At 56.5% G+C, this 24,277-nt stretch carries 24 protein-coding genes and 1 riboswitch; of the genes, 11 read left to right on the top strand and 13 right to left on the bottom strand.

The features are described from left to right. Nucleotides 1–4 precede the first annotated feature (4 nt). The 7 genes from FY156_20415 to FY156_20385 all read right to left on the bottom strand — a co-directional run bounded on the left by FY156_20415 (nucleotide 5) and on the right by FY156_20385 (nucleotide 5,820). Nucleotides 5–1,102 (bottom strand): BMP family ABC transporter substrate-binding protein, encoded by a 1,098-nt coding sequence (locus FY156_20415; protein UXS03893.1) that lies wholly within the window; start codon nucleotides 1,100–1,102, stop codon nucleotides 5–7. A gap of 23 nt (nucleotides 1,103–1,125) precedes the next feature. Beyond that, nucleotides 1,126–2,505, bottom strand: a complete 1,380-nt coding sequence (locus FY156_20410; protein UXS03892.1) for an amidohydrolase — start codon at nucleotides 2,503–2,505, stop codon at nucleotides 1,126–1,128. A 1-nt stretch (nucleotide 2,506) separates the two neighbouring features. Then, complete coding sequence (locus FY156_20405; GenBank protein UXS03891.1) at nucleotides 2,507–3,166, bottom strand: glutathione S-transferase family protein; 660 nt, start codon at nucleotides 3,164–3,166, stop codon at nucleotides 2,507–2,509. Beyond that, the gene (locus FY156_20400) at nucleotides 3,163–4,008 is read right to left on the bottom strand and encodes an aromatic ring-hydroxylating dioxygenase subunit alpha (protein ID UXS03890.1); all 846 of its coding nucleotides are present in this window, start codon (nucleotides 4,006–4,008) and stop codon (nucleotides 3,163–3,165) included. The genes FY156_20405 and FY156_20400 overlap by 4 nt, the downstream gene beginning before the upstream one ends. After that, nucleotides 4,005–4,652 carry a Rieske 2Fe-2S domain-containing protein gene (locus tag FY156_20395; GenBank protein UXS03889.1) on the bottom strand — a complete coding sequence of 216 codons (648 nt, stop codon included), beginning with the start codon at nucleotides 4,650–4,652 and terminating at the stop codon, nucleotides 4,005–4,007. Before FY156_20395 ends, FY156_20400 begins: the two co-directional genes overlap by 4 nt. A 179-nt stretch (nucleotides 4,653–4,831) precedes the next feature. After that, entirely contained in the window at nucleotides 4,832–5,089 is a 258-nt protein-coding gene (locus FY156_20390; protein ID UXS03888.1) for an acylphosphatase, read from the bottom strand. A 101-nt stretch (nucleotides 5,090–5,190) separates the two neighbouring features. Beyond that, a complete protein-coding gene (locus FY156_20385; protein ID UXS03887.1) occupies nucleotides 5,191–5,820 on the bottom strand; it encodes a TetR/AcrR family transcriptional regulator in 630 nt (209 codons plus the stop codon). 87 nt (nucleotides 5,821–5,907) lie between these two features. Here FY156_20385 and FY156_20380 point away from each other — a divergent pair, with 87 nt between their 5' ends. Both FY156_20380 and FY156_20375 read left to right on the top strand, forming a co-directional pair. Beyond that, nucleotides 5,908–6,681, top strand: coding sequence for an SDR family oxidoreductase (locus FY156_20380; protein ID UXS03886.1), 774 nt, complete (start codon nucleotides 5,908–5,910; stop codon nucleotides 6,679–6,681). 227 nt (nucleotides 6,682–6,908) lie between these two features. Continuing rightward, on the top strand, nucleotides 6,909–8,978 hold the full coding sequence (locus FY156_20375; GenBank protein UXS03885.1) for a response regulator: 2,070 nt from the start codon (nucleotides 6,909–6,911) through the stop codon (nucleotides 8,976–8,978). 76 nt (nucleotides 8,979–9,054) lie between these two features. Here the strand turns inward: FY156_20375 and FY156_20370 are convergent, their stop codons facing one another. Further along, nucleotides 9,055–9,342 (bottom strand): PepSY domain-containing protein, encoded by a 288-nt coding sequence (locus FY156_20370; protein ID UXS03884.1) that lies wholly within the window; start codon nucleotides 9,340–9,342, stop codon nucleotides 9,055–9,057. A gap of 139 nt (nucleotides 9,343–9,481) precedes the next feature. Here FY156_20370 and FY156_20365 point away from each other — a divergent pair, with 139 nt between their 5' ends. Genes FY156_20365 through FY156_20355 form a run of 3 tightly spaced genes read left to right on the top strand, consistent with a single transcriptional unit; the run spans nucleotide 9,482 to nucleotide 11,834 of the window. Further along, on the top strand, nucleotides 9,482–9,799 hold the full coding sequence (locus tag FY156_20365) for a peptidase (GenBank protein ID UXS03883.1): 318 nt from the start codon (nucleotides 9,482–9,484) through the stop codon (nucleotides 9,797–9,799). 5 nt (nucleotides 9,800–9,804) lie between these two features. Beyond that, a complete protein-coding gene (locus FY156_20360) occupies nucleotides 9,805–10,464 on the top strand; it encodes a response regulator transcription factor (protein UXS03882.1) in 660 nt (219 codons plus the stop codon). Next, a complete protein-coding gene (locus FY156_20355) occupies nucleotides 10,461–11,834 on the top strand; it encodes a HAMP domain-containing histidine kinase (GenBank protein ID UXS03881.1) in 1,374 nt (457 codons plus the stop codon). The genes FY156_20360 and FY156_20355 overlap by 4 nt, the downstream gene beginning before the upstream one ends. 77 nt (nucleotides 11,835–11,911) lie before the next feature. On the opposite strand, the gene FY156_20350 is transcribed toward FY156_20355, so the two are convergent. Then, on the bottom strand, nucleotides 11,912–12,850 hold the full coding sequence (locus tag FY156_20350; protein UXS03880.1) for a DMT family transporter: 939 nt from the start codon (nucleotides 12,848–12,850) through the stop codon (nucleotides 11,912–11,914). Between the two features lie 125 nt (nucleotides 12,851–12,975). Here FY156_20350 and FY156_20345 point away from each other — a divergent pair, with 125 nt between their 5' ends. After that, the gene (locus FY156_20345) at nucleotides 12,976–13,503 is read left to right on the top strand and encodes an Lrp/AsnC family transcriptional regulator (protein UXS03879.1); all 528 of its coding nucleotides are present in this window, start codon (nucleotides 12,976–12,978) and stop codon (nucleotides 13,501–13,503) included. A gap of 145 nt (nucleotides 13,504–13,648) precedes the next feature. Here the strand turns inward: FY156_20345 and ribB are convergent, their stop codons facing one another. Further along, entirely contained in the window at nucleotides 13,649–14,278 is a 630-nt protein-coding gene (ribB, locus tag FY156_20340) for a 3,4-dihydroxy-2-butanone-4-phosphate synthase (GenBank protein ID UXS03878.1), read from the bottom strand. A 116-nt stretch (nucleotides 14,279–14,394) separates the two neighbouring features. After that, nucleotides 14,395–14,540: riboswitch (FMN riboswitch) on the bottom strand. Nucleotides 14,541–14,710: 170 nt separating this feature from the next. Then, nucleotides 14,711–15,652, bottom strand: coding sequence for an aldo/keto reductase (locus tag FY156_20335; protein UXS03877.1), 942 nt, complete (start codon nucleotides 15,650–15,652; stop codon nucleotides 14,711–14,713). A 274-nt stretch (nucleotides 15,653–15,926) separates the two neighbouring features. Between FY156_20335 and dhaK the strand changes: the two genes are divergently transcribed. Then, nucleotides 15,927–17,621, top strand: coding sequence for a dihydroxyacetone kinase subunit DhaK (dhaK, locus tag FY156_20330; protein ID UXS03876.1), 1,695 nt, complete (start codon nucleotides 15,927–15,929; stop codon nucleotides 17,619–17,621). Between the two features lie 154 nt (nucleotides 17,622–17,775). Further along, on the top strand, nucleotides 17,776–17,988 hold the full coding sequence (locus FY156_20325) for a DUF2945 domain-containing protein (GenBank protein UXS03875.1): 213 nt from the start codon (nucleotides 17,776–17,778) through the stop codon (nucleotides 17,986–17,988). A 784-nt stretch (nucleotides 17,989–18,772) separates the two neighbouring features. Here FY156_20325 and FY156_20320 read toward each other — a convergent pair. Beyond that, nucleotides 18,773–19,435, bottom strand: coding sequence for a metal-binding protein ZinT (locus FY156_20320; protein ID UXS03874.1), 663 nt, complete (start codon nucleotides 19,433–19,435; stop codon nucleotides 18,773–18,775). A gap of 323 nt (nucleotides 19,436–19,758) precedes the next feature. Next, a complete protein-coding gene (locus tag FY156_20315) occupies nucleotides 19,759–20,100 on the bottom strand; it encodes a hypothetical protein (GenBank protein UXS03873.1) in 342 nt (113 codons plus the stop codon). Between the two features lie 479 nt (nucleotides 20,101–20,579). On the opposite strand from FY156_20315, the gene FY156_20310 reads away from it, so the two are divergent. The 3 genes from FY156_20310 to FY156_20300 are packed head-to-tail and all read left to right on the top strand — an operon-like array spanning nucleotide 20,580 to nucleotide 24,277. Then, nucleotides 20,580–22,175: a peptide ABC transporter substrate-binding protein gene (locus FY156_20310; GenBank protein UXS05174.1), complete on the top strand. Its 1,596-nt coding sequence runs from the start codon at nucleotides 20,580–20,582 to the stop codon at nucleotides 22,173–22,175. Nucleotides 22,176–22,230: 55 nt separating this feature from the next. Continuing rightward, on the top strand, nucleotides 22,231–23,154 hold the full coding sequence (oppB, locus tag FY156_20305; protein UXS03872.1) for an oligopeptide ABC transporter permease OppB: 924 nt from the start codon (nucleotides 22,231–22,233) through the stop codon (nucleotides 23,152–23,154). Continuing rightward, complete coding sequence (locus tag FY156_20300) at nucleotides 23,147–24,277, top strand: ABC transporter permease subunit (protein ID UXS03871.1); 1,131 nt, start codon at nucleotides 23,147–23,149, stop codon at nucleotides 24,275–24,277. Before oppB ends, FY156_20300 begins: the two co-directional genes overlap by 8 nt.

Here is a 24,277-nt window from a genome sequence, read left to right as displayed (position 1 = left end):
TGCATTACTTCGGAAGCGGCGTGGTAACGCCCTTGACGTGCCAGTTCATCGCAACGATCTCGCCATCCGACAGTGTCGTGCCGGCTTTGACGCCCTCGCTGCCATCGGCCTTGGTGATCGGGCCGGTGAAGGGCGAGAAGCTGCCATCGGCGATCTTTGCCTCGAGTTCCTTGATTTTCGCCATCGTGTCGGCGGGGATATCCGGGTTCCAGTCCACCACCTCGACAACCTTGTCGGCAACACCGAGGAAGGCATTTGCACCCTTGAATGTCCCGGCAAAATGGGCCTCGACCGAAGCCTTGAAGAACGGCGACCAGTCGGTTGCGACGCAGCCGAGATATGTTTTCGGCGCGTATTTCTTCATCGAGGAATTGAGGTTGAAGGAATAGACGCCCGCTTCTTCGCAGGCCGCGACCACAGACGGCGTATCCTGGGCATTGGAGAAGATCACATCACATTTTTGCGCCATCAGCGCTTTCGCTGCTTCCTGCTCCTTGGCCGGGTCGAACCATGAATTGACCCAGACAACCGACACTTCAATGTCCGGCTTGACCGCCTGGGCGCCAAGCGTGAAGGCGTTGATCGACGTGATCAGCTCCGGAATGGCGAAGGCCGAGACAGAACCGATCTTGCCGGTTTTGGAGACTGCGGCTGCCGCCATGCCGAGGAGATAGGTCCCCTGGAAATACTTGGCTGCAAACGGCGAGAAGTTCGGCGCAACCTGGAAGCCGGATGCATGCAGAACGGTGACTTTCTTATCACGGCGTGCGACCTGCAACGCTCCATTCTGATAACCAAAGGAACCGGCGATCAGGAACTTGTTCCCGTCGGCCACAGTCTTGGTCATGATGCGATCGGCATCCGGGCCTTCGGCGATGTTTTCGATGACGGTGACTTTCACCTTGTCGCCAAACGCAGTTTTGACTGGCTCGAGGCCGGCTGCAAGAGCGTGGCCCCAGCCGACATCGCCGACCGGAGAGGGGACGACGAGTGTAATGCCGAGCGGCTCGTCAGCCGCAAATGCGGCGCGGCCGCCGAAAGCGCCAGCCAGACCAGTGGCGGCGGCAGCCTGCATCAGGTTTCTGCGGGTCAAAGTGGTCATTGTGTTCTTCCCTCTTTTGGTTCTTAGAATTCGATGGTGGCAAGTGCGGCTTCGGCATCCGCCGACAGTTTTTGTTCGTCGAGACCGATAAATTCGCCTTTCTGCCAGACAATCTTGCCGTTGATCATCGTCATGTCCGTCGTCGAGCCGATGCCGACACGCGGAATGAGGCTGAGCGGGTCATGTCGTGTGCCGACATAATCCAAGCGGCGGGTGTCGAGGGCAAAAAGATCGGCAGCCATTCCAGGGGCCAGGCGACCAATGTCCTTGCGGCCAAGCAGGCTTGCGCCCCCCGTCGTGCCGTATCCAAGAAAATCGACAGGCGCCGGGACCGGATGCTGGCGCGTTGATGAGACGAGGCATTGCAGCATGTAGGCGGAGTGCAGGCAGTGCATCAGGTTTGAATTGTCGTTGGATGCAGCACCATCGCAGCCAAGCCCGACACGCAGGCCGAACGCCGCCATTGCGGGAATGTCGGTCACTTCTGCACCCACGAGATAGACGGGTTCAGGGCAATGGGCGACACCCGTGCCGCTTGCCGCCATTGTCTTCAGCTCATCATGGGTAAGCTCCCAGCAATGGGCGTAGAAGGCATCGGGGCCGGCGAAGCCGATTTTCTCGAGATAATCGACGGTGCGCAGTCCGTGGCGTGCCTTGATGACTTCGCTTTCGCCTTCACCGACATGGGTGTGAAGAAAAACGCCACGATCGCGCGCGAGTGCGACCGATTCCACGAAGGTCTCGCGATAGGAGTTGACCGGCTGGCATGGGGATACGACCACCTGACGCATGCTGAATGGATTGGCGTCGTGATAGGTGTCAATCAACCGCGTGCAATCACCAATGAATTCGTCGGTCGTTTCAAGCATCTCGTCGGGAATGGTCGAGCCTTCCGACTTTGGCAGGGTATTGCCGCCACGGCCGGCATGAAACCGCATGCCGAACAGATCCGCTGCTTCGAATTGCCGATCAATGAGCCGCCGGCCGGCGTGGCGTGGGAAGTTGTACTGGTGATCGAACGCCGTTGTGCAGCCGTGCTTGATCAGCTCCGCCATTGCCGTCACAGAAGAATGATAGAAGCAGTCTTCTGTCAGGCGGGAGAAGACAGGGTAGATGCGGTCGAGCCATTCGATGACCGAGAGTTTCGTCCAGTCGAGATCGGCGCGGTTGCGTACGAAGCACTGGAAGAAGTGGTGATGCGTGTTGATGAGGCCCGGGTAGACGAACCAACCTGTGGCGTCGTGAATGAGCGTGTCTTCGGGGAGGTCCTTGAGCCCGAGGTCTGGACCAATCGCTTTGATAGCTGGTCCTTCGGTCAAAAGATCGACATCGCGGTGCACGACAGGGCCAGTTCCGTCATCAACGACGACGGCTGCGCAATTCCTGAAAAGATATCCGGCCATATTACGCCGTCTCCGACTGGATTTCCGGCTCTGGCTTCAGTTCATGCAGCCGGTGAATGCCAGGCATTTCAATAAATCCGGGAAGTGAGCGGAGCGCGCGCGACCAGAGCCGGATCGTGGGGTAGGGATCGAGCGAGACATTGCCGTCTGGTGCGAGCGCCACGTAGGGAAAGCAGGCGATGTCAGCGATCGTTGGCCGGTCACCAGCAAGAAAGCGATGGCCTCGGATGGCCTGTTCGGCAAGCCCGGCCTCAAGCTCACGAAGGGCTGTGATCCCTGCCTTCTGCAAGGCATCGATGTTGCCGGGGACGAGGAGCATCTGATGAAGGCGCGCGCCACCAAGGCTCGATGTCAGCCTAGCGGAAAATGCGAGCCATTGCTGGGTACGCGCAGTCTCTTCTGCGCTGCCGTTACCCAACCATTCCGGTGCAGCAGATGCGGCAATGTAGGCAAGCATGGCGGACGATTCCGTCAAAAGCAGATCATCGTCTGCAAGGATCGGGATCGTACCAGCCGGATTGATCGCCAGCATTGCCGGGCTGCGGTGCTCGGCGCCCGGATGAAAGTCCACCGGACTGATGTCGAGTTTGACACCAGCAAGTGCCGCCATCAGGCGGACCTTGTAGCAGCTCGGAGAAAGAATGTAGTCGTAAAGCTTCATTGCGCCACCAACTGCGCGCCGTAGGTATAGTTGTGGCGCTTCAACCAGCGCCGATAGGCGACCGAAGTAAGGTCGGCCCGTGTCGGGATTTCCTTACCTGGATCAAGCGGCAGCAGGGTTGGGATCTGATTTTCGAGGATTGATCGGTCCTGCAGGAAGATGGTCTGCTGGAAGTGGATGAGATCCGTCATCGGTGTTTCGTCATCAAAGAGCGCCATCCACGGCCAGACGTCGCAGACATCCTCTGCAAGCGGCTGTACGAAAAGTGTAATGACGTCCCACTCCGTCGGTCGTGGTGGACAGGTCTTGTAAAGGACCGAGCAGGTCGGTGCAGGTACACGGTACATGTATTCAGTGGTGATGCCGCCGCTTGCTGATTTCGCGGCCTGCGGCTGATAGAACTTCACCTGTGTGGCCCACACTTCGTCTGCATCTTCGCGGATTTCGACCTTGTAGTTCTCGACCTCCGTGTGGGGTTCGGAACCTAGAATGTCGGTGTGAACAAAGGGAAAGTGGGCGATGTCGAGAAAGTTCTCGACCGCCCGAAGCGGCGAGCAGCGCACGCGTACGACACCAACCTCAACCAGTCTCCGACCCGGCTGATCTGCCTCGGGGATCGGAAATAACTCATGGGTTGGTTTTCCAAGCGATGCCCAGATATGTCCATAGCGGACACAGACAGAAAGGTTGCGGCCTGTACTGTCCGTAACAAGCGCCTTCCCCTTGCTATCAAGCGCAACGGTGATCGGTTCGCCCATCAGCATTGTGGCACGGCCGCCGTTGGTCGTCTGGCTGAAAAGGCCTACGGGATACCATTCGTCGAGCATACCCATCTTTGTCATGCCGCAACTCCCTGGCTGGCCAGCGCTTCGGCCTGACGGCGGAGTGCTTCGGCGGTGCGCGATGCGCCTATTCGCGAGGCGGGACCAGTGTCGTCTGCGACCAGCACATGCATCAGCGTTTCGCCATTGCCCTGGTCGGAGAGCAGCAGACAGAGGCTGCCATCTTGCGTGGAAAGCACGCCGTCTGCATCAATCTTCGCTCCAGTTGCTGTTTGTATCGCCTCGAGGTCGGCAGCGACAGAGATCGAACGGAGTGGGACGAGGCCCTGAAGACGCGGTGGATCAGCCGGAGGCTTTACGGTTGCGGCCCAGATGACGCCATCCTGCTCTGTGACCGTGAAGGTCGCAACCCGTATGCTGTCAGGTGGCACAAGGCCTGGATGAGCCGGAATCTTGAGACAGTTTCCTTCCTGACCGTAACTCCAGCCGTGATAGATGCAGGATAAAGATTCCCCACGGACGAAACCGTGAGACAGGCGCATGCCGCGATGAGGACATCGATCCGCAGATGCCGATACACGACCGGACGCGCTGCGCCATAGGGCAACTGTTTCTGTCCCAAGTCGGGCCGGCATGACGGCGAGGGGAGGAAGGTCGGAAGACAGGGCGACCGGCGTCCAACAGCCTGTCGTATCGCAAGACATGATCAAACTTTCTTAGATAGGTCAGTAATTTATCGGTGTTCCCGAAGACCTCGCACTTCGGGCAGGATGTGTCATGGAGACGAGGTTTGCACAAATATTGCTCAATGGCAATATTGGGTCAAATAAGATGCACAGGTGTTTTGTCCTGCCAGATACGGATGAGTTCATGTCATGTCATGTCAGGGCAGGTGCCGGCGCTCGATTGTCTCGACCCAGACGTCAATCGGGCCGAGGGAGCAGCCCATTTCCATCATATCGATGAGCTCCTCCGGGCCGGAGAGGTCCATGACAATCTGCTCATCGGAGGCGTGAGATACCGTTTTTTCGAGGCCGAGTTTGGCGGCGTGGCGATCGATCCAGGGCAGAAATGCTGCTGGTACGAGATCGCCCGATATCGTCATTCGCTCGGTCGCGTGTTTTTGCTGTTCGTGTGACATCTGTCGTCTGCATTTGCTTGTTGCATCGCATCCTAACCAAAGGCCAGCGTGAAGTCAGCGCCCTGTGCCGGAGATTTTTCAACGACGTTAATGCGTCACATTCATCCGGCGGAAATCGACCGTGTTCCAGGCCATGCGGTAAGTGCGATATCGACGAGTGCCTTCAGTCTTTCCCTGCATGCACCGTCACACGCCTGCGCGGACATGCCCTGGATGACGGCTCCGTAAAAACGCGCCAGCGTATCGGTATCTGTGTGTACGGGTAGTTCGCCGTCTCTTACAGCGCGATCAAACCGTGCCTTGAGAGCCTGCATTGACACCTCACGCAGGGATGCAGTCATGCGCGCCACGGACGCATTTTCGTCCGAGTGCTGGAGCACTGCAGTCGACACGATGCACCCGCGCGGTTTGTCCGGCTGCGTGTCGCCATCGGCGATATCGTAGAGATGTGCCTTCAGCGCCTCAAAAGCCGGAGTATCTGCTTCAAGCCGCTTCATGCGACCTTCGTTGGCCTGCTGGATGGCGTGGTTGAGCGCCATGCCGAACAGTTCCTCTTTCGAACCGAAGGTTGCGTAAAGCGAGGGTGGTGTGATTCCCATCGCCTGCGTTAGGTCTGAGATCGACGTTCCTTCGTAACCCCGCTCCCAGAAAAGCCGTGCAGCCACATCAAGGCCTGCCTGCCGGTCGAGCAGGCGTGGTCGTCCTCGCTTTCGCGTCGTTGTCTCACTCATTATTGTATCGATCACTATAAAAATATTGACAGGTGGTACTCGGCTTTTATTATATCGATCGCTAGTTAAATCGCAACGGAGTGATCCATGTCTTCCAGACTGACAAATAAAGTCGCCCTGATTACGGGAAGTTCCCGCGGTATCGGCCGCGCCGCAGCCCTTGCCTTTGCCAAAGAAGGCGCGGGTCTTATCGGCGTCCATTACGCTGCAAACGCCGAGGCGGCGCAGGCGACGGTCCGCGAAATCGAGGCGCTTGGAACGAAGGCAGTCGCCATCAATGCAGATCTTCGGAGAGGTAAGGACGCGGCAGACAGCCTATGGGGGGAGTTTCGCGAGGCAGCTCAATCGTTCGCAGGCTCACCTTCGCTTGATATTCTCGTCAACAACGCGGGTATTGCTCCGGCAACACCGTTGGGGGACATGAGTGAGGCGGCCTTCGACGAGTTGATGACGATCAATTTCAAGGCACCGTTCTTCCTCATCCAGGCCGTTGCGGATCATATCCGGGACAACGGCCGTATCATCAATATCTCGACCGGGTTCACACGTGTCGCTGCGCCAACACATCCAGCTTATGCAGCGTCAAAGGGTGCCCTTGAAACGCTGACACTGGCGCTCGCCCCGCAATTCGGCCCACGCGGGATCACCGTCAATTCGGTGCTGCCGGGTGTGACGGAGACGGATATGAACGCCGAATGGCTTTCTGTTCCTGAGGCACGTTCGGGTGCCGAGGCAATGTCTGTCTTTAATCGCGTCGGTCGTGCCGACGATGTTGCCGATGTCATTACCTTCATCGCGTCGAATGACGCGCGCTGGACAACAGGGCAAAGAATTGATGCGACGGGTGGCGCGCGGCTCTGAAAGGACAGCAGCATCTTTAACCTCGATGGGCGGCTTGCAGGGGCCCTGCAAGCCGCTGAAGTGCGGGTTCCTTCAGGCAATGATCGCAGCAAATTCATTCCACTCGATCGTAGTGGAAAAATCTCGGGAACAATTTTAAGGGCAAAGCGTTATGCAGCACGCATCGGCCAAAGCGGATATGGTCGAATGACGCCCAAATCCGCAAAGCTGCAGATTCCGAGCCCCACGTGACCCAGACAGAGCTATCGAATGCGAGCGGATCTTCAAACCAGAGTGAGGCGCGCTACCGTGCATTGTTCGAGGCTGTCGATGACGGATTTTGCATCATCGAGTTTCAGGACGGCCCCCTTGGTCCATTGAGCGATTACCTGCATGTCGAAGCCAACAGCGGTTATGAGCGGCACACGGGTATTCCTGATATCGTTGGCAAGTCTGTCTACGAGATTGCTGCCAGCGAGGCGAAGGAATGGGTCGATCTCTACGGCAAGGTTCTCACAACGGGCCAGTCCATTCATTTCGAACGCGAGTTCAAGGACGCCGGACGCCACATCGAGGTTTCCGCGTCAAGGATCGAACCGGCGACGCTCAATCAGGTCGCGGTCCTTTTTCGTGATATTACCGGGCGCAAATGCGCCGAGGCGGCACTGCGCAAAAGCGAGGCCGTTGCGCGGGAGAATGGTGAACGCGTCCAGTTGGCGCTTTCTGCAGGAGCAATCATTGGGACATGGTTCTGGGACCTGCCCAACGATCGCTTCACCATTGATGATGCATTTGCAAATGCGTTCGGGCTTGATCCAACTCTAGAACGTAGCAATTTGCGCCTCACGCAGATCGTCGAAACTGTTCATCCTGACGATCAGGCCCGACTTGCCGCGGTCATCGATCAGGCCATAAAGGTTGGCGGGCCTTTTGCGCATCAGTACCGGACAAAGCGAGCTGACGGAAAATACTACTGGCTCGAGGCAAATGGCCGCGTTGATATCGCGGCGGACGGAACACCATTGAGTTTCCCGGGCGTGCTGATCGATATCGAAGGCCGTCGTGCGATCGAGGCGGAGCGCGACCGGGTTACATCCATGCTGCGCGAACTGAACGAGACCCTGGAAACAAGGGTAGCGGAGCAGACCGCTGAACTGATGGCCAAGGAAGAGGCGCTTCGGCAATCCCAGAAGATGGAGGCTGTGGGGCAACTGACCGGTGGTCTTGCCCATGACTTCAACAACCTGCTTGCGGGCGTTTCCGGTTCGCTCGACATGATAAGAACACGGCTTCAACAAGGCCGTATTGGCGAGCTGGATCGTTATCTGGAGGGCGCGCAGGGGGCGGTAAAACGAGCTGCCGCATTGACCCATCGTCTGCTTGCCTTTTCGCGGCGTCAGACCCTTGATCCCAAGCCTACCAATGTCGATCGTCTGGTGGCGGGGATGCAGGAACTTATCCAGCGCACGGTAGGTCCGCAAATCTATGTTGAAACGCGCATCGGCAAGGAACTCTGGCCGACGCTTGTTGATCCGAACCAGCTCGAAAATGCACTGCTCAATCTCTGTCTGAACGCCCGCGACGCGATGCCCGATGGCGGGCGGATCACGATTGAGACGCACAACCGGCATATTGGCCAAGCCGATGCGGTCGAACTTGGGCTTGTCGTCGGCGACTACGTGGTGATGCAGGTGTCAGATACAGGGACCGGAATGACGCCGGACGTGCTTGAGAAGGCGTTTGACCCATTTTTCACGACAAAGCCGATCGGTGTCGGCACTGGTCTCGGGTTGTCGATGATTTATGGCTTTACCCGCCAATCCGGCGGCCAGGTAAAGATACAGTCGCAGTTCGGACATGGCGCCAGGGTCAGCGTTTTCCTGCCGCGGCACGATGAGCGGGAGGAAATAGAGAGCGTTTGCGAATTCGATCCTGTGCCTGCGATGGCGACGCAAAAACGAGTTCTGGTCGTCGACGACGAACCGCTTGTGAGAATGCTGGTCGTTGATGCCGTCGAGGATCTTGGGCTTCAGTCGCTCGAGGCCGGTGACGGACCGCAGGCGCTCGAGGTTCTTCGTTCGCCGACGCCGATCGATCTTTTGATCACCGACGTGGGCCTGCCGAACGGCATGAATGGTCGCCAGGTCGCGGATGCTGCCAGGGAGTTGAGACCGGGATTGAAAGTCATGTTCATCACTGGTTATGCGGAAAATGCCGTCCTCGCTCCGGACCAGTTGGGTGCCGGAATGCAGGTGCTGACAAAGCCTTTCGATATGTCCGTGCTGGGACGACGCATCCAGTCGCTCTTGGAAGAATAGCAGCCATATCGATGTCCTGTCCGCTATCATGAGAGAGCGGACAGCATCGCTAAGACGTTCACTTGCTGGTCATCTGTCAGTCGTCATCGCCGTCGATCCAGACCTGCTCACCGGTCTGCGGATTGAATCCGATTTCAATCTTTCTACCATCCCTGTTGCGTGCTTCCACCTCATAGCAACCGTCATCGATGTCGACATTGCGGATTTCGAGGCCAAGCGGTGCGATCCGGTTGCGAAGCTCGGTCTCGCTCATCCAGTCGGCGATCGGGACATTGCCGCAGCGGCGGTGATCATTGTCGGCGTGAGCGACACTCGACAGTCCTGTCAGGGCGAGCAGGGATGTTGCGAGGATAATGTTCTTCATGTCAGGTTCCTTTCAAATTCATTCGACCGGGGAGAAACACGATTGTCGGGTCGATGGCAGAACCTTACGAAACCAATGCTGATCGATAACTGACAGCCTTTGTCAGCTAAATTTCAGAAAGAGCATGCTATGGGGAGGGATGATTAAGCGCCTTCTGCCACTCCTTCTTGTTTCTGTCGCAACGCTTGGTGTGTTTCCTGCAATTGCCGGAGATGGTGACCTCGATCGGCTGCGCGATGCTGTCCGGCGCGGCGAGGTCATTCCGCTTTCGCAGTTGCAGGCAAGTGTCAGAAAGGCATTTCCCGGCGAAATCATTGGCGTCAAGCTTGACGAGGATGACGGCCGCTTCATCTATGAGTTCAAGGTCTTGAAGACCAATGGTCGCCTTGTCGAGATAGAGATGGATGCTGGAGACGGTCGGGTTCTTGATGTTGATGACGACGATGATGATGATTGATCGCGATGCGCATTCTCCTGATTGAAGATGACCCGCTGATTGCCCGTGACGTGACACGAAATCTCCAGCAGGGCGGATATATCGTCGAGCACGAACGTGACGGCGAAAGCGGTTGGTATCGTGGTGACAGCGAGATTTTTGCGGCCGTCGTTCTTGATCTGGGACTTCCGGAGCTTGACGGCCTGTCCGTGCTCAGACGCTGGCGGCAGGCCGACAGGGAGATGCCGGTCCTGATCCTTACGGCGCGGGGTAACTGGGAGGAGCGCGTCGAGGGCATTGATGCGGGAGCCGATGACTATCTGGCAAAACCGTTCCAGATGCCTGAGCTCCTGGCTCGTCTCAGGGCGATCATCCGGCGTTCACAAGGCAAGGCGGCTCCGGCGATGACCGCCGGACGAATGAAACTTGACCCGCGCACCAGAAGCGTTTCCCTCGATGGGGAGCCAGCAGAACTCACGCCGCTCGAATACAGATGCCTGCACTATCTTCTGGCAAATCCTGAACGGCACGTCTCGCAAATGGAGTTGACCGAACAGCTCTATTCGCAGGATTTCGAACGGGAGAGCAATTCGATAGAGGTGCTCGTTGGACGGCTGCGCAAGAAATTTGGCAAGGACATCGTCGTCACCCGCCGAGGTTATGGTTACAGGATCGGCTCGGCATGACAGTTGGCTTACCGAAGAGGCAATCTGGAGGGCGTCCGCTTTCTATCAGAGTCCGGTTTCTGCTGGTTTCGCTGGTGACGGTGCCTCTGGCGCTTTCGCTTGCGTCTCTCTTCATGATTTCTCTGTTCAAGGCCAATCTCGAACGGCGGCTTGATGCCGAGCTGAGCGGACATCTCAACAACATCGCCGCTTCATTGCAGTTTTCGGCCGAAGGTCACGTTGAGCGTCCGTCCGGTTTTTTCGACAAGCGCTTTGCCGAGGCTTACGGCGGTCTTTACTGGCAGATCAGTGAAGGTGGCGCTTCCACAGCGATGCGTTCGCAATCGCTTTGGGATTTCACACTTGCCGTGCCGGTCGAACCGGCTGGCGATGGCTCCGTCCAGCGATTTTCTATCCCCGGCCCAGATAACACGATGCTGACAGCACAGCAGCGGCAGATTTTCGTGCCTTCACCTGGCGGCCTGAGACGCTTGCTGATTACTGTCGCAGCCGACCGCCAGCCACTTGAAGACGCAAGCCGGCGTTTTTCGTTTGATATTTTGCCTTACATCGCCGGTCTTGCAATCTTTCTGATCGGTGCATCCGTGGCGCAGGTCGTATTCGGATTGAAACCGCTGGCAACGCTGACCAAAAGGCTCGACCGCATCCGCGAGCAGCGCAGTGGTCGTCTTGACGGCGTGTTGCCAGTAGAATTCGAGCCGGTGGAAAAAGCCGTTGACCGGTTGCTGGATGTCCAGGCGCAGTCGCTTGCAAAAGCACGCGCGAGGGCTGGCGACCTCGCTCACGGTCTGAAGACGCCGCTGACGGTACTCGCCAATGACGCTCTCACCCTGCGGCAAAAGGGTGAAAGTGAAATTGCGGATGAGATTGAACGCCTGGTAATCTTGATGCGAGGCCATGTCGACGCCGAACTTGCCAGAAGCCGTATTGTCATCGACGCCGAAATGCGCCAGTCAGACGCAGATATCGACAAGATTGTCGGGCAGGTCGTGCGGACATTAAAACGTACTCCCGTGGGGGAAACGCTCGACTGGAGGATATCTGTCGAGGAAAGCTCGGTTGAGGTTCCGGTCGATCCTCATGATCTACGCGAGCTGATCGGCAATATCCTTGAGAACGCCGTAAAATGGGCATCGGCCACCGTTGTAGTGGCATGGTCTGATCGCCGCCTGACCGTGGCAGATGACGGACCTGGCGTCCCGCCTGACAGGATACGCCAGATGACAGAACGCGGTGTGCGGCTGGATACTGACGTGCCTGGGAGCGGGTTCGGGCTGTCGATCGTCAAGGAAATCTGCTCGGTCTATGGCCTGACGCTGTCGATTGAAAACTGCCAGGGCTCCGGCCTTCAGGTGACTGTCGGTTTCTAAGGATCGATACCAGAAAAGCTACGAGCGGGAGAGATTACGTGAGCAGCGATCACTGCCAGTACGTCGCAGCCATCGTGTCAGGCAGGTTTTCTCGTCGCCTTCGCCGCCAGGAGCATGCCTGCCGTCACCAGGACAAGGCCGAGAACAAAGGGTGGCGTGATGCTGCTGCCCAGGATGGCGATGGAAGACAAGATTCCGATCAGGGGAACTCCAAGGGTGAAATTTGACATCGCAAAGGCTGTTATCCTGCGTCCGTATTCAGCCGAAATGACGAAGCAGGCAGAGGTCGCGACAGGGCCGATGAAGAACAGCAGTTCGATGAGGCGACGATCAAGTGCGATACCGGTCGGGGCACCTTCCAGAAAATAGGCAAACGCACTGAGTGGAACCGCCGCGATCAGCATCTGCCATGGCGCAAGCGAAAGAGGCGAGGCGGTCCACGAGTGACGCCTGATATGGAGGATGACGATCGACCAGCAAACAGCACCTGTCAAAAGGAAGGCACTCCCAATGATCGTTTTCGAATTGGTCCAGTCGAGTTCGAGTGGAGAACAGACAATCACAATTCCGGCAAGGCCAACACCAAGAGCGGTCAACTGGCGCCGAGATGGCGCCTGCTTGAAAAGGAGCCACCCCAGTAAGACCGCCCAGAGCGGTGTTGTATAAGCCAACAGGACGGCACGGCTCGTGTCTGTATGTGTCATTGCGATCATACCCAGACCTGTGAACGCCATCATCTGAAGAAAGCCCATGCTAGCAACGATGGGCCAGTCTTTTTTGGGCGGGAACCGCAGCATTCCGCGAAACGCAACGAAAACGAAAAGGCATATGCCGGCACTTCCGAATCTGAGGGAGGCAAGCCACAGCGGTGGAACTGTGCCGAGAGCCAGCTTGGTTGCGGGCCAGCTCAGGCCCCAGAGGAGAACCATCACACCCAGCCATAAATAGGTTGCTGTATGCCCTCCAAACCTGTTTTCCAGCGTTCGGGTGATCACAGTTCTCTGGCTCGGGCTCATCTCGGCAACCTCTTCAATGCTGCCGAAATTTATCCCGGTTTATGGCGGAATATCTCTTCTCATTTCGCGTTGTGTCAGGATAAATCGAATAGGTTTACCTGTTTTAGTCGTTATGTAGGTTAAAAATGTCTATTGGAAGCATAGTGCTGGATGAGGCCACGTTGCGCATTCTGGATGAACTCCAGCGCAACTCCGAGATCAGCAACGCGGAGCTTGCCGACAAGGTCGGACTATCGGCGTCACCTTGCTGGCGGCGTGTGTCCGAAATGCGCTCGGCCGGTGTCATTCGTGGAGCTGTTGCGCTGGTCGACCCGTTGAAACTCGGGCTCGCCGTCAACGTTTTCGTTCATGTCTCGCTGACGAAGCAGGACAAGGATTCCTTGGAGACCTTCACCAACGCTGTCAGTGGAAGGCCGGAGGTGATGGAATGCTACCTCATGACCGGGGAAGCGGATTTCCTGTTGAGGGTGGTTATCGAGGATCTCCTGAAGTACCAGACCTTCGTGCTTGAATGCCTGACGCAGATCCCCGGTGTTTCAAGCATCCGGTCAAGCTTTGCTCTCAATCAGGTCAAGTACACGACGGCACTCCCGACAGGACACTTGCGTGAAGGTGCAACGCAGCAGGCAGCGTTGCGTGGAAAATCTGCTTGAAAGGCGCGTCCCGTGTCCGAAGACACGGGGCCGTTTATCGAATCCTTCCCGGCTCCCGATGACGTTCGTATTGTGCTGGCCAACCGGATTGGGAGCGTAGGCCCTGATGGTCAATTGTGCCGTCTGGGACCACGCCAAAGTGACTTCAGGCGGCGATGGTCATGCCATCGTTCCGGTCAAGGAAAGCGATCAAATCCTCGATCGTCACGACGAGCAGACCGTGCTTTTGGGCAAAGACTTCCAGTTGAGACAGGCGAGCCATCGTTCCGTCGTCGTTGGCAACTTCGCAGATCACGCCGGCGGGCGCGCGTCCCGCGAGGCGGGCAAGCTCGACAGCGGCCTCCGTGTGGCCGGGACGGGCACGAACACCCTGTGGATGTGCACGTAGCGGGAAAACATGGCCCGGGCGGGCGAAGTCATCGGGTCTCGCGTCGCCCTGTGCAAGTGCCCGCACCGTTGCTGCACGGTCGGCAGCCGAAATGCCGGTGGTCGTGCCCGGGATGTAATCTACCGAAACTGTGAAAGCAGTTTTCAGCGATTCCGTGTTGCGTGCCACCATCAGCGGAATGTCGAGCGTATCCAGCCGCTCTCCTTCCATCGCCGCGCAGATCAGACCACGGGCATTGTTCATCATGAAGGCTATGTCTTTTGGCGTAGCAGCATCGGCTGCAATCACGACGTCGCCTTCGTTTTCCCGATCCTGATCATCCACGACCACAACCATTTCACCGCGGCGAATGGCTTCAATCGCATCTTCAATTTTCGAAACTGTCATTTCCATGCCTTTCAAGGGTTATGCCGGTTGGCATCAAACTCACGACTGTCCGAAAACAGGCGCAAACATCCCTTGGGCGAACAAGCGCCACACACCCCGTGAAGGGGTGTCTGCCACGTTGCTCTCTTCCATCCGGACTATACCGTCGGCTCCGGCCTTTCACCGGATCTGCTGACCTCCCGGTTACCCGAGAGCGCTCGCGGGCTCCGGAATTGCTTCCGATACCGCCGGTGGGGAATTACACCCCGCCCTGAGAACGCTTCGAGTATAGGTTTGCGCCGCATCAAAAGGCAAGCCTGCATGCAGGCAATGTTATTCCAAAATACGCGGGCGAGGCGCGCAAAAATTCCCTTCGAAAATGCGATCTGCCGGATGAGGCATCGGTCCACTGTTGCGGCTGCTAGTGCGTTCTGATGCACCAAAACCTATAGATCAATTCAGCGCAACAGAATTGAACCGGGACCATGCATGATCGGGAATTGGATCATTCATAGAGGCGACGATACGGCGTAGTCTCTCTGAACTGGTTGTGCCGAGGATTGCCGATACGACTGACGCGTTCTGGAGGGGAAACTGCAGAGCGGCACTTTCGAGGCTGATTTTTTCCTCTTGTGCGATACCTTGCGCCAGCTTTGCATAGGGTGCGATCGGGTCCTGCTCATGATCAGGCAGGTTTTGTTCCAGCAAGGTCCCGCCGTTAAAGATGCCACCGATGATCAGCGGGGTCGAGGTTCTCTCGCATATGTCGAGCAGCCGTGTTCCGGCAGTGCGATCAATCAGGGTGTATTTCCCGGAAAGCATGACGCAGTCGAGTTTCACGCGATGCATGATGTCAAGGCAAACGCCAACGTCGTTCACGCCAATGCCGAAACCGGCGATGTTGCCATTGGCTTTAAGTTCCTCAAGCGCCCTAATTCCGCCCTCAAGGAAACGTGGCAAATGCCGACGATATTCTGCGATGCCGAGCGTCGAGACCTCGATATCATCAGCAAGGAGCAGATCGATCGAGGACAGCCCCAGCCGTGCGAGGCTGAATTCGAAGGACCGCATTACTCCGTCATATGAATAATCATAAGAGATTTCGAACGGCATCACGTCTGGCGCACAGCCCTGCACAGGTTTCAGGATTTTGCCGATTTTTGTCGAAAGCACATAGGATTGGCGATCCTTCCTGCGCAGGAAGTCGCCCACGCATCGTTCGGATAAGCCGAAACCGTAGCCAGGAGCCGTATCGAAATAGCGGATATCCGAGTCCCAGGCCGTTTCGAGGGCAGAATTGTAGTGCGCCACCCGCAGAGGGTCGCGGATACGGGCGGTGCCATATCCGACGCGAGAAAGGCTGATCGGTAGGGCGCCGAGTTGACGATATTCCATGCACGAAAGATCCAGGGTCGTTATCGAAGCAGTCAACTTAATGTTGTTTTCCAAAATCTTGAAGTCGGAGCCAAAATCAAGGTGAATATGATCAGTTTGGCAACCACCCCGGTCAGGTTCACACTGATAAGCAATAATCTTTCTAGGCGGCCGAAACGATAAGTCTTGTCTTAACCTGGCGATCGTTTTCCATCATTGATGGTTGTATGAAACAGACAGAAGTGTGCGACAGTGCGAAAAAGTGGTCCCGCTTGCGCATGGAGGAAAACCAGGCATGAAAAAGCTTATCAACGATCCGTCCACTGTTGTCCGTGACATGCTGGAGGGGGTGGTAGCGCTTAGTCCTTCTTCTACTCTGCTCGCTGATGAGAACGTCGTCATACGATCTGACCTTCCCGAGGCAAACGAGCGGAAGGTTGCCGTTCTTTCCGGGGGAGGAAGTGGCCACGAGCCCGCTCATGCGGGGTATGTCGGTGCCGGAATGCTGACCGCCGCCGTGGCCGGTGATGTCTTTACGTCACCCAGTACAGATGCCGTTCTCGCTGGAATCAAGGCGGTCGCCGGACCGGCAGGCGCCCTGATCATTGTCAAAAACTATACGGGCGACAGACTGAACTTCGGCCTTGCAGCCGAACTTGCACGTGCAGATGGTATTCCTGTCGAGATCGTGGTCGTTGCTGATGATGTTGCGCTGAAAGACACTGTCCCCGCAGATAGCAGACGGGGGATCGCCGGAACTGTTCTGGTTCACAAGATTGCGGGGGCTGCTGCGGAGCAGGGGCTTGGTCTCGCCGACGTTGCCAGTATCGCGCGTGCAGCGGCGGGCAACCTTTCCTCGATGGGGGTCTCACTTGGCTCCTGCACGCTGCCTGCAGTCGGAAAGCCAGGCTTTGTTCTCGCAGACACGGAAATCGAGATTGGTCTCGGCATTCATGGAGAGCAGGGTGTTCGCAGAATGCCGATCGGTACCGCAGACGAATTGACAGCTCTCGTCCTGGAAACGGTCAAGGCGGATGGTCGACTGAAGACAGGTGACCGCGTAGCACTTCTGGTCAACGGTCTGGGTGCAACTCCGCCGATGGAACTGGCAATCGTTGCCCGATCAGCCATCGCTTTTCTGGAAAGGGACGGCGTTGTGGTGGAAAGAGCATGGGCGGGAACATTCCTTTCCGCGCTTGATATGCCGGGCTTCTCGCTCTCCCTCGTGCAGGTCGACGACGCTACTCTTCCCCTCATCGATGGGCCGACGGACGCCGGCGCCTGGCCCCGTGGCGGTGCGGTGAACCGCCAAAGGGTGATGCCTTCAGTGAAAACTGAAAAGCAGGCCGTCGTTTCCTTGGATCGTACTGCCGCAGGTGAGCTGCTGTGGAAGACTTCCCGATCGGTCGCAGAGGCATTGATTGCGGCAGAGCCGAGCTTGACGGAACTCGACAGCGTTACCGGCGATGGAGACCTCGGCGCGAGCATGGTTCGCGGCGGACAGGCGGTACTAAACCTTGACGCTCAAAGCTTCGCGAATGTTTCTGGTGGATTGCAGGCCATGGGCAACGCCATGCGCAAGGCCATCGGAGGAAGTTCAGGGCCCTTCTATGCAACCGGTCTCTTGTGCGCGTCGCGCAACCTTGCCGGTCTTGATGAACCGACGGCCAGGCAGATGGCTGATGCCTTCGTCGCGGCAGTGCAGGCGATATCGGATCTTGGTGGTGCAAAGCCTGGTGACAGGACGATGATCGATGCACTCTACCCGGCGGCTAAGACCTTCAGCGACAGAATTGCTGCCGGTGCCTCGGTTGCAGAAGCATGGAGTTCCGCAGTCGATGCCGGACTTCGGGGAGTGGAGGCCACGAAATCGATGAAGCCGAGACTTGGCCGTGCAAGCTACCTGGGGGACCGGGCCCTGGGGCATCCGGACGCTGGCGCAGCCGCCGTTGGTGTCTGGCTTGAAGCGATCAGGGCGGATATGCCCTGACATCAGGGACAGTTCCGTGCGCTCGATGGAGAGGTCGACGGTAGCGCTGACTTGTCGTTGATCGGGAACAAACCTCATCGAGCTCACGTTCAGACTTCAAGGTTGCCGCTGAGTCCCCGATCGAGATGTATCCCGCCGTTTTTGGAGAAGGTTCATGCCAAAAGATCTCAGCAAGGGCGACAAGGTTGCCTGGAACACCAGTCAGGGTGAAACGATGGGCAAGGTCGTTCGAAAGCAGACCTCTCCAACGAAAATCAAGGGACATGAGGTCAAGGCGACGAAGGATGAACCGCAATACATTGTCGAAAGTGAAAAGTCGGGCAAACGCGCGGCCCATAAACCTGACCAGCTCAGAAAAACGCGATGATAGTGCCCGCTTTTGTAACGAGCCGGCCATTTGCCACAGTCTGTTACAATATTCGCCAGTCTCAACACATTGCAGCGACATAGCGCCAATATCACGCCTGCCGAACGTTATGCTTTAACATCGGAGGCGAATGCCATGCTCCATATGAGACGTATCCTCAACAGGTTTTGCTCGGAGAATGGGCTAAGGATCGAGGGCCAGGAAGCGATTCTGGCCGCTCGGTTTCTGATTGATCGGGATATTAAGGGAGTGGTGGATCACGTCACGCTTGAACGCGAACTTGACCAATGGTGGCACGATAAACGCAGGCATTGAGAACTTACGCTTTATGGCGGGCCACAAGATGGACACCGGCAGGCACTTTGGCCCAAGTTGAAACATATATTATCTGATTGGTCGATATTCGTTTACTGTAAACTGGAATGGCTGATTTCCTGCCGCCCAATTGTCATCTTTACGATTAGGTGTGCGCCGATAACAAGAAACGACGAGGTGACATGATGTCAATCAACTCGGGTCATGCCAAGCAATTCAAACGACCCACACGAAATATTTCCAGTCCACTGGACCGAGCGATCCTGCAACTCGATGATATGATCGAATCTCAAAGGGGGGCCGCGTTCCCGGCTCCATTCAATCTCTACAGAGCGAAACGGATTCTCGAGCGCTTCCGGTGCAATTACCGTTGAAAAAAAAAGCGGCCGTGCGAGCACTGCGCAGCAACTATGATACGTCTCACCGTCTTTGCATAAGACGGTGAGACGAGCAAAGGCTAGACGTTGCTCTAGTGAGCCAGCATCTCTCTTACGACCTGCTTGCCGTTCAACGCCCATGGGTAATAGGTGGGCCAGTTCGTGACTTCCTGAAGCAGCGCTTTGCGATCCTTGCCCCAGTAGAGGTGGAAATGGCCGGATTTTTCCGGGGTAATTCCGTGATCGCTGAATTGAACATATTCCGGTGCCGACGCATCGCCGTCTGCTTTTTTGAATATATACCGGACGCCTCGGTTACCTTTCGCGTAGGTCAGGATTTCAAACCCGTCGTTTAGATAGGTGCCGCGATAGGTCTTGTCTCCCTGGGTGAATGCCATGCTTTTGTCGGTAATTACAATCTTGGTCACATCAGTCTTGTAGCCGAGTTCATAATATTTCCGGTAATCTTCAAACGATTTCTCTCCCTGCTCAGCCTTGTGCTTGAATACGGGATCGAGGGTGCCGTCGAGGAGGTAGGGGTAAACCGAATGCCATTTGCCAGCCCAGTCGGACAGTTCCCGTGTCTTGACTTGCTCAGTTTCGAAGTAACCCTGGTAGATTTTCGATTTGGCTTCATCTGAATGGGCATGACTGTGCTTCGGCGCCGCTGAAGCTTTCCCCGGCGCATAAGCACAAAACGGTACGGCAAGCGAGCACAGCATCAGCAGTGTCGATATCTGAAAGCGTGTTTTCATAGCATTTCCTAAACGCGAAAAATCATTTTATGTTATATCATAACAACGACAGTGATAGCCTTTGAATTTTTGACGCGCAAGAGCCCAGCATGGCGTTTATTCGCCAGAGGCTTATGCAACTCGAGTATCCGAGCGCGGTAGCTGTCTATGCAGAGTTGGAAAGACGTGACCTGGCTTTGGCAGATGACCTAAAAATCATTGCATTTTGCGAGTTCCAGACACAGTGACCACGTGCGGAAGGGAGAAGCATAGTCCTCACTTTTGGAGGCCATGCTCCCTCCGCAAGCCGCGTAAACGATATGACTATCTGCCAAATATCTGCGTCAGATTTCTGGGCAGCCACGTTCATTGGCGAAAGTAATGCGATCAGGCCCGCGGCGGGTAAAGCCTTCGACGACGACGCGTCCAGGTGTGACGCGAACGACTTCTGGATCGCGCAGGCCTGCGTCGCGCGCTGCGGCGCGGGCTTCGCGCTCACTGCAGCCACGCATGGGCGGGCCACGGCGATCAATGTCCCTATCGCGGTCGCGGATGATGGGGCGTACGCCATCTGGGCCGATTCTCAACTCCATGTCCTGCGCAGACGCTGGCATAGCGATGGAAGCCATGGCAACGAGCAGCGCCAAACCCGCAGTTCTGCCGGTGAATGTCTTAGAGTTAATCATTGTTCCTCCCTCAGCCGAAATCGGCAGAAGCTGTTTATCTCAAGAGGAAAAACGCGATCGCCAGACGTTGGTTCCTTTTTAACGCCGGATGCATGGGGCATATGCGACGTCCACATTTCCACCGGGTGATGGAACGATCCCAGGAATGATCATGTGGAGCAGCATGAGAACGCTTGTCGACGCAGCAAGTTACGGATCTGAACAGTCTCAAAGGTAAAGCTAAAAGGGTGTGTTTGCCATCCACCGCGATCTGATGTTTCAACCGGGATAAGCCGGCCAGACAAGGGCTGGGCGTTACTCAAATGGTTGCGCTAGCGGGCATTTCCACTCCGCCAAGCAGCAGATTTCCAACCTCTTCCGTGACATTGCCGTAGCCGGCAACGTCGCGGTTTCCGCATGAACTCACAATTTATTGTGGTTGCACTTTGGAGCAATATGTCCTTGTGTGCGTGCTCGCAATATTATGGGAACACAAAATGATGTCGATAAAAACAACAACGTGCGCCGCTCTGCTGGTAAGCTCGCTTCTAATTGGCGCCAGTTCTGCACTTGCAGAAACAGTCCTGCATCGCGGTAACTCGGGAGAGCCGCAGACACTCGACCAGGCACAGACCTCGATCAACATCGAAGCCTTCATTCTGAAGGACCTTTATGAAGGCCTCACCATCTACGATGCTGCCGGAAAAATCATTCCCGGTACGGCGGAAAGCTGGACGTTGTCTGAGGACGGCACCGTCTACACGTTCAAGCTGCGTGCGGACGCGAAGTGGTCGGACGGCACACCTGTTACGGCTGGGGATTTTGTTTTCTCCTACCAGCGCGTTGAAGATCCGAAGACCGCAGCGAAATACGCTAATATCCTTTATCCGATCAAGAATGCCGAAAAGATCAACAAGGGTGACGTGCCGGTTGATCAGCTCGGCGTGAAGGCCGTGGATGACAAGACGCTTGAGATCACGCTCGAGCGCGCGACACCGTTCTTCCTTGAGCTGCTTGCCCATCAGACGGCTCTGCCAATCTCGAAGGCCAGCTACGAAAAGAACGGCGCCGATTTCGTAAAACCCGGTGTCATGGTCTCGAACGGTGCCTTTCAGCTTCAGGCGCACGTTCCCAATGACAGCTTGACGGTGGTCAAGAACGCCAGTTTCTGGGACGCAGCCAATACCAAGATCGATAAGGTTATCTTCTACCCGATCGACGACCAGGCGGCATCCGTACGGCGTTTTGAAGCAAAGGAAATGGATCTCGCCTATAATTTCTCGGCAGACCAGATCGATCGACTGAAAAAGGCCTATGGCGAGCAGGTTCACGTTTCGCCGACGCTTGCGACCTATTATTACACTTTCGACACGCGCGAAGCGCCCTATAGCGATGTCCGTGTCCGTCAGGCTCTCTCGATGGCAGTCGACCGCGATTTTCTCGCCAAGGAAATCTATAGCGGTTCGCAGGTCCCGGCCTATTCCATGGTCCCTCCGGGCATGGATTCCTACGGAGAACCGGCCAAGGCTGATTTCGCCACGCTGTCACAGCTGGATCGGGAAGATGAAGCTCTCAAGCTTATGAAGGAAGCTGGTTATGGCGACGGCGGCAAGCCGCTTTCCATCGAAATCCGCTATAACACCAACCCGAACCACGAACGCGTTGCAACAGCGATTGCCGATATGTGGAAGAACACCTTCGGGGCAAATGTGTCACTGGTGAACCTCGACGTCGCCTCGCATTATGGCTACCTCCAGGAAGGCGGCAAGTACAACGTCGCGCGCGCCGGGTGGGTTGCCGACTATGCGGATGCCGAAAACTTTCTTGCCCTTTCGGTCTCGTCCAACAAGACCTTCAATTATTCCAAGTTCAACAACGCGGAATTTGATGCGCTGATGCAAAAGTCTTACGACGAGAAAGATCCTGCCGCACGCTCCAAGCTGCTTCATGAGGCAGAGACCATCCTGATGAAGGAACAGCCCGTTGCTCCGCTTCTGACGCAGGCCGATCTCTGGCTGGTGTCGAACCGCGTCAAGGGTTGGGTAGACAACGCTGCAAACGAACACCTCAGCCGCTTCCTGAGCGTTTCAGAATAAGCAGCACTGGCACGGTGGCTTAACACCACCGTGCCATGCCGGAGCCTGAAAAATCATGATTTCATTTGTTCTGCGCCGTTTGGCGAGCGCTGTGCCGACGCTCTTTATCGTCGTCACGATTTCGTTTTTCCTGATGCGGTTTGCACCGGGCGGTCCGTTCAATCTTGAACGCCCATTGCCGCCGCAGACGATGGAAAACCTGATGAGAACCTATCACCTGGATGAGCCATTGTGGCGCCAGTATCTCATCTATCTCGGCAATGCGGTCACCGGTGACTTTGGTCCGAGTTATATCTACAAGGACAATACCGTCGCGCAGTTGATCGGCAAGGGGCTACCCTATTCGCTTGAGCTCGGTTGCTATGCGCTTTTGCTTGCGCTGGTGGGTGGCGTTCTGGCCGGCACGCTCGCGGCACTCAGGCAAAACAGCGCGTTCGACTTTTCGATCATGTCCATTTCGACAGTTGGCGTCACCGTGCCGAACTTCGTTGTCGCACCTGTCCTCACGCTTGTGTTTGCCGTTTTGCTTGGGCTTCTGCCAGCAGGCAGCTGGGGCGATGGGTCGCTACGCTATCTGATCCTGCCGATGATCGCACTTGCACTGCCGCAGCTCGCGGTTATCGCGCGTCTCACACGCGGCGCCATGATCGAGGCTCTGCGCATGGACCATATCCGCACGGCCAAAGCTTATGGCCTTCCGGCGCGAAATGTCGTCGTGTTTCACGCGATGCGCGCGGCGATGCTGCCGGTGGTTTCCTATCTCGCTCCCTGTGCCGCTGCTCTCTTGACGGGCTCGGCGGTCATCGAGACGATCTTCACGATCCCAGGTGTGGGCCGCTATTTTGTCCTCGGCGCCATCAACCGTGACTATACACTCGTCATGGGAACTGTCGTTCTCGTCGCCATTTTCGTCATCGTGTTCAATCTCGTGGTCGATATTCTCTACGGCCTGCTCGATCCGAGGGTCAGACATGACTGATATCTCCGGCAATCTTGCCGCTCAATCGCGGGTGAAAAGCCGAAGCCTTTTCCAGCTCGCCGTCTTGCGTTTCAGACGAAACAAGGCCGCAATGGCCGGCTCCATCATGCTCGTGCTGATTACGCTCTTTTCATTTATCGGCCCGCATTTTCTGTCCCACACCTATGATCAGGTGTTTTCTTCCTACGTCTCTGTGGCGCCGAGCCTTGAGCCTCGACCTGATGTGAACAACCTTCAGGGCGTGATGGAAGGGGTGGCCAGCAGGGCACGCGTGGAACTGAAGGAATTTGCGGTTGAGGGTCAGACCTTCACAGCAACGGTCACGTCTAGCGGCCAGATCGACCCGCGTACGACACGTTATTTCGACCGCGCCAACGAATTCGAGAACACGAAAATCGTTGCTACGGAAGATGACGGGAAAACCTTGAAGCTGGAAGGCGATGTCAACCGGGAATACTTTTTCTTCGGGACGGATTCGAACGGTCGCGACATGCTGGCACGAGTCATGCTGGGCGGGCAAATCTCGATCGCCGTCGGTGTTCTGGCGAGCCTCGTTTCGCTGGGGATCGGCGTTGTCTACGGTGCGACAGCGGGCTATATCGGAGGGCGTGTCGACAATGTCATGATGCGTTTCGTCGAGATCCTCTATTCGCTTCCCTTCGTTTTCCTGGTCGTCGTTCTGGTGGTCTTCTTCGGGCGCAGTTTCATCCTGATCTTCCTTGTGATCGGTGCGGTGGAGTGGCTGGATATGGCGCGTATCGTGCGTGGCCAGACACTTGCCCTGAAGCGACGGGAATTTGTGGGCGCGGCTCAGGCTTTGGGTCTGACTGACTGGCAAATCATCCGCCGTCACATCATTCCAAATACGATCGGCCCGGTGGTCGTGTTCGTCACGGTTGTCGTACCCAAAGTCATCCTTCTGGAAAGCTTCCTCTCCTTCCTCGGTCTTGGTGTGCAGGCGCCGCTGACAAGTTGGGGTGCGTTGATTTCCGAAGGAGCCAACAACATCCAGTCGGCGCCATGGCTACTGATATTTCCGGCGATCTTCTTCGTGCTGACCCTGTTTTCGCTCAACTTCGTGGGCGACGGGTTGCGTGATGCACTCGATCCCAAGGATCGTTGA

Origin of the sequence: Agrobacterium tumefaciens, from assembly GCA_025559845.1 — a bacterium.
In the GTDB taxonomy this organism is placed as follows: domain Bacteria; phylum Pseudomonadota; class Alphaproteobacteria; order Rhizobiales; family Rhizobiaceae; genus Agrobacterium.
The sequence above is the reverse complement of the archived record's forward strand: the minus strand, read 5'-3'. Positions and strand labels throughout refer to the sequence as shown.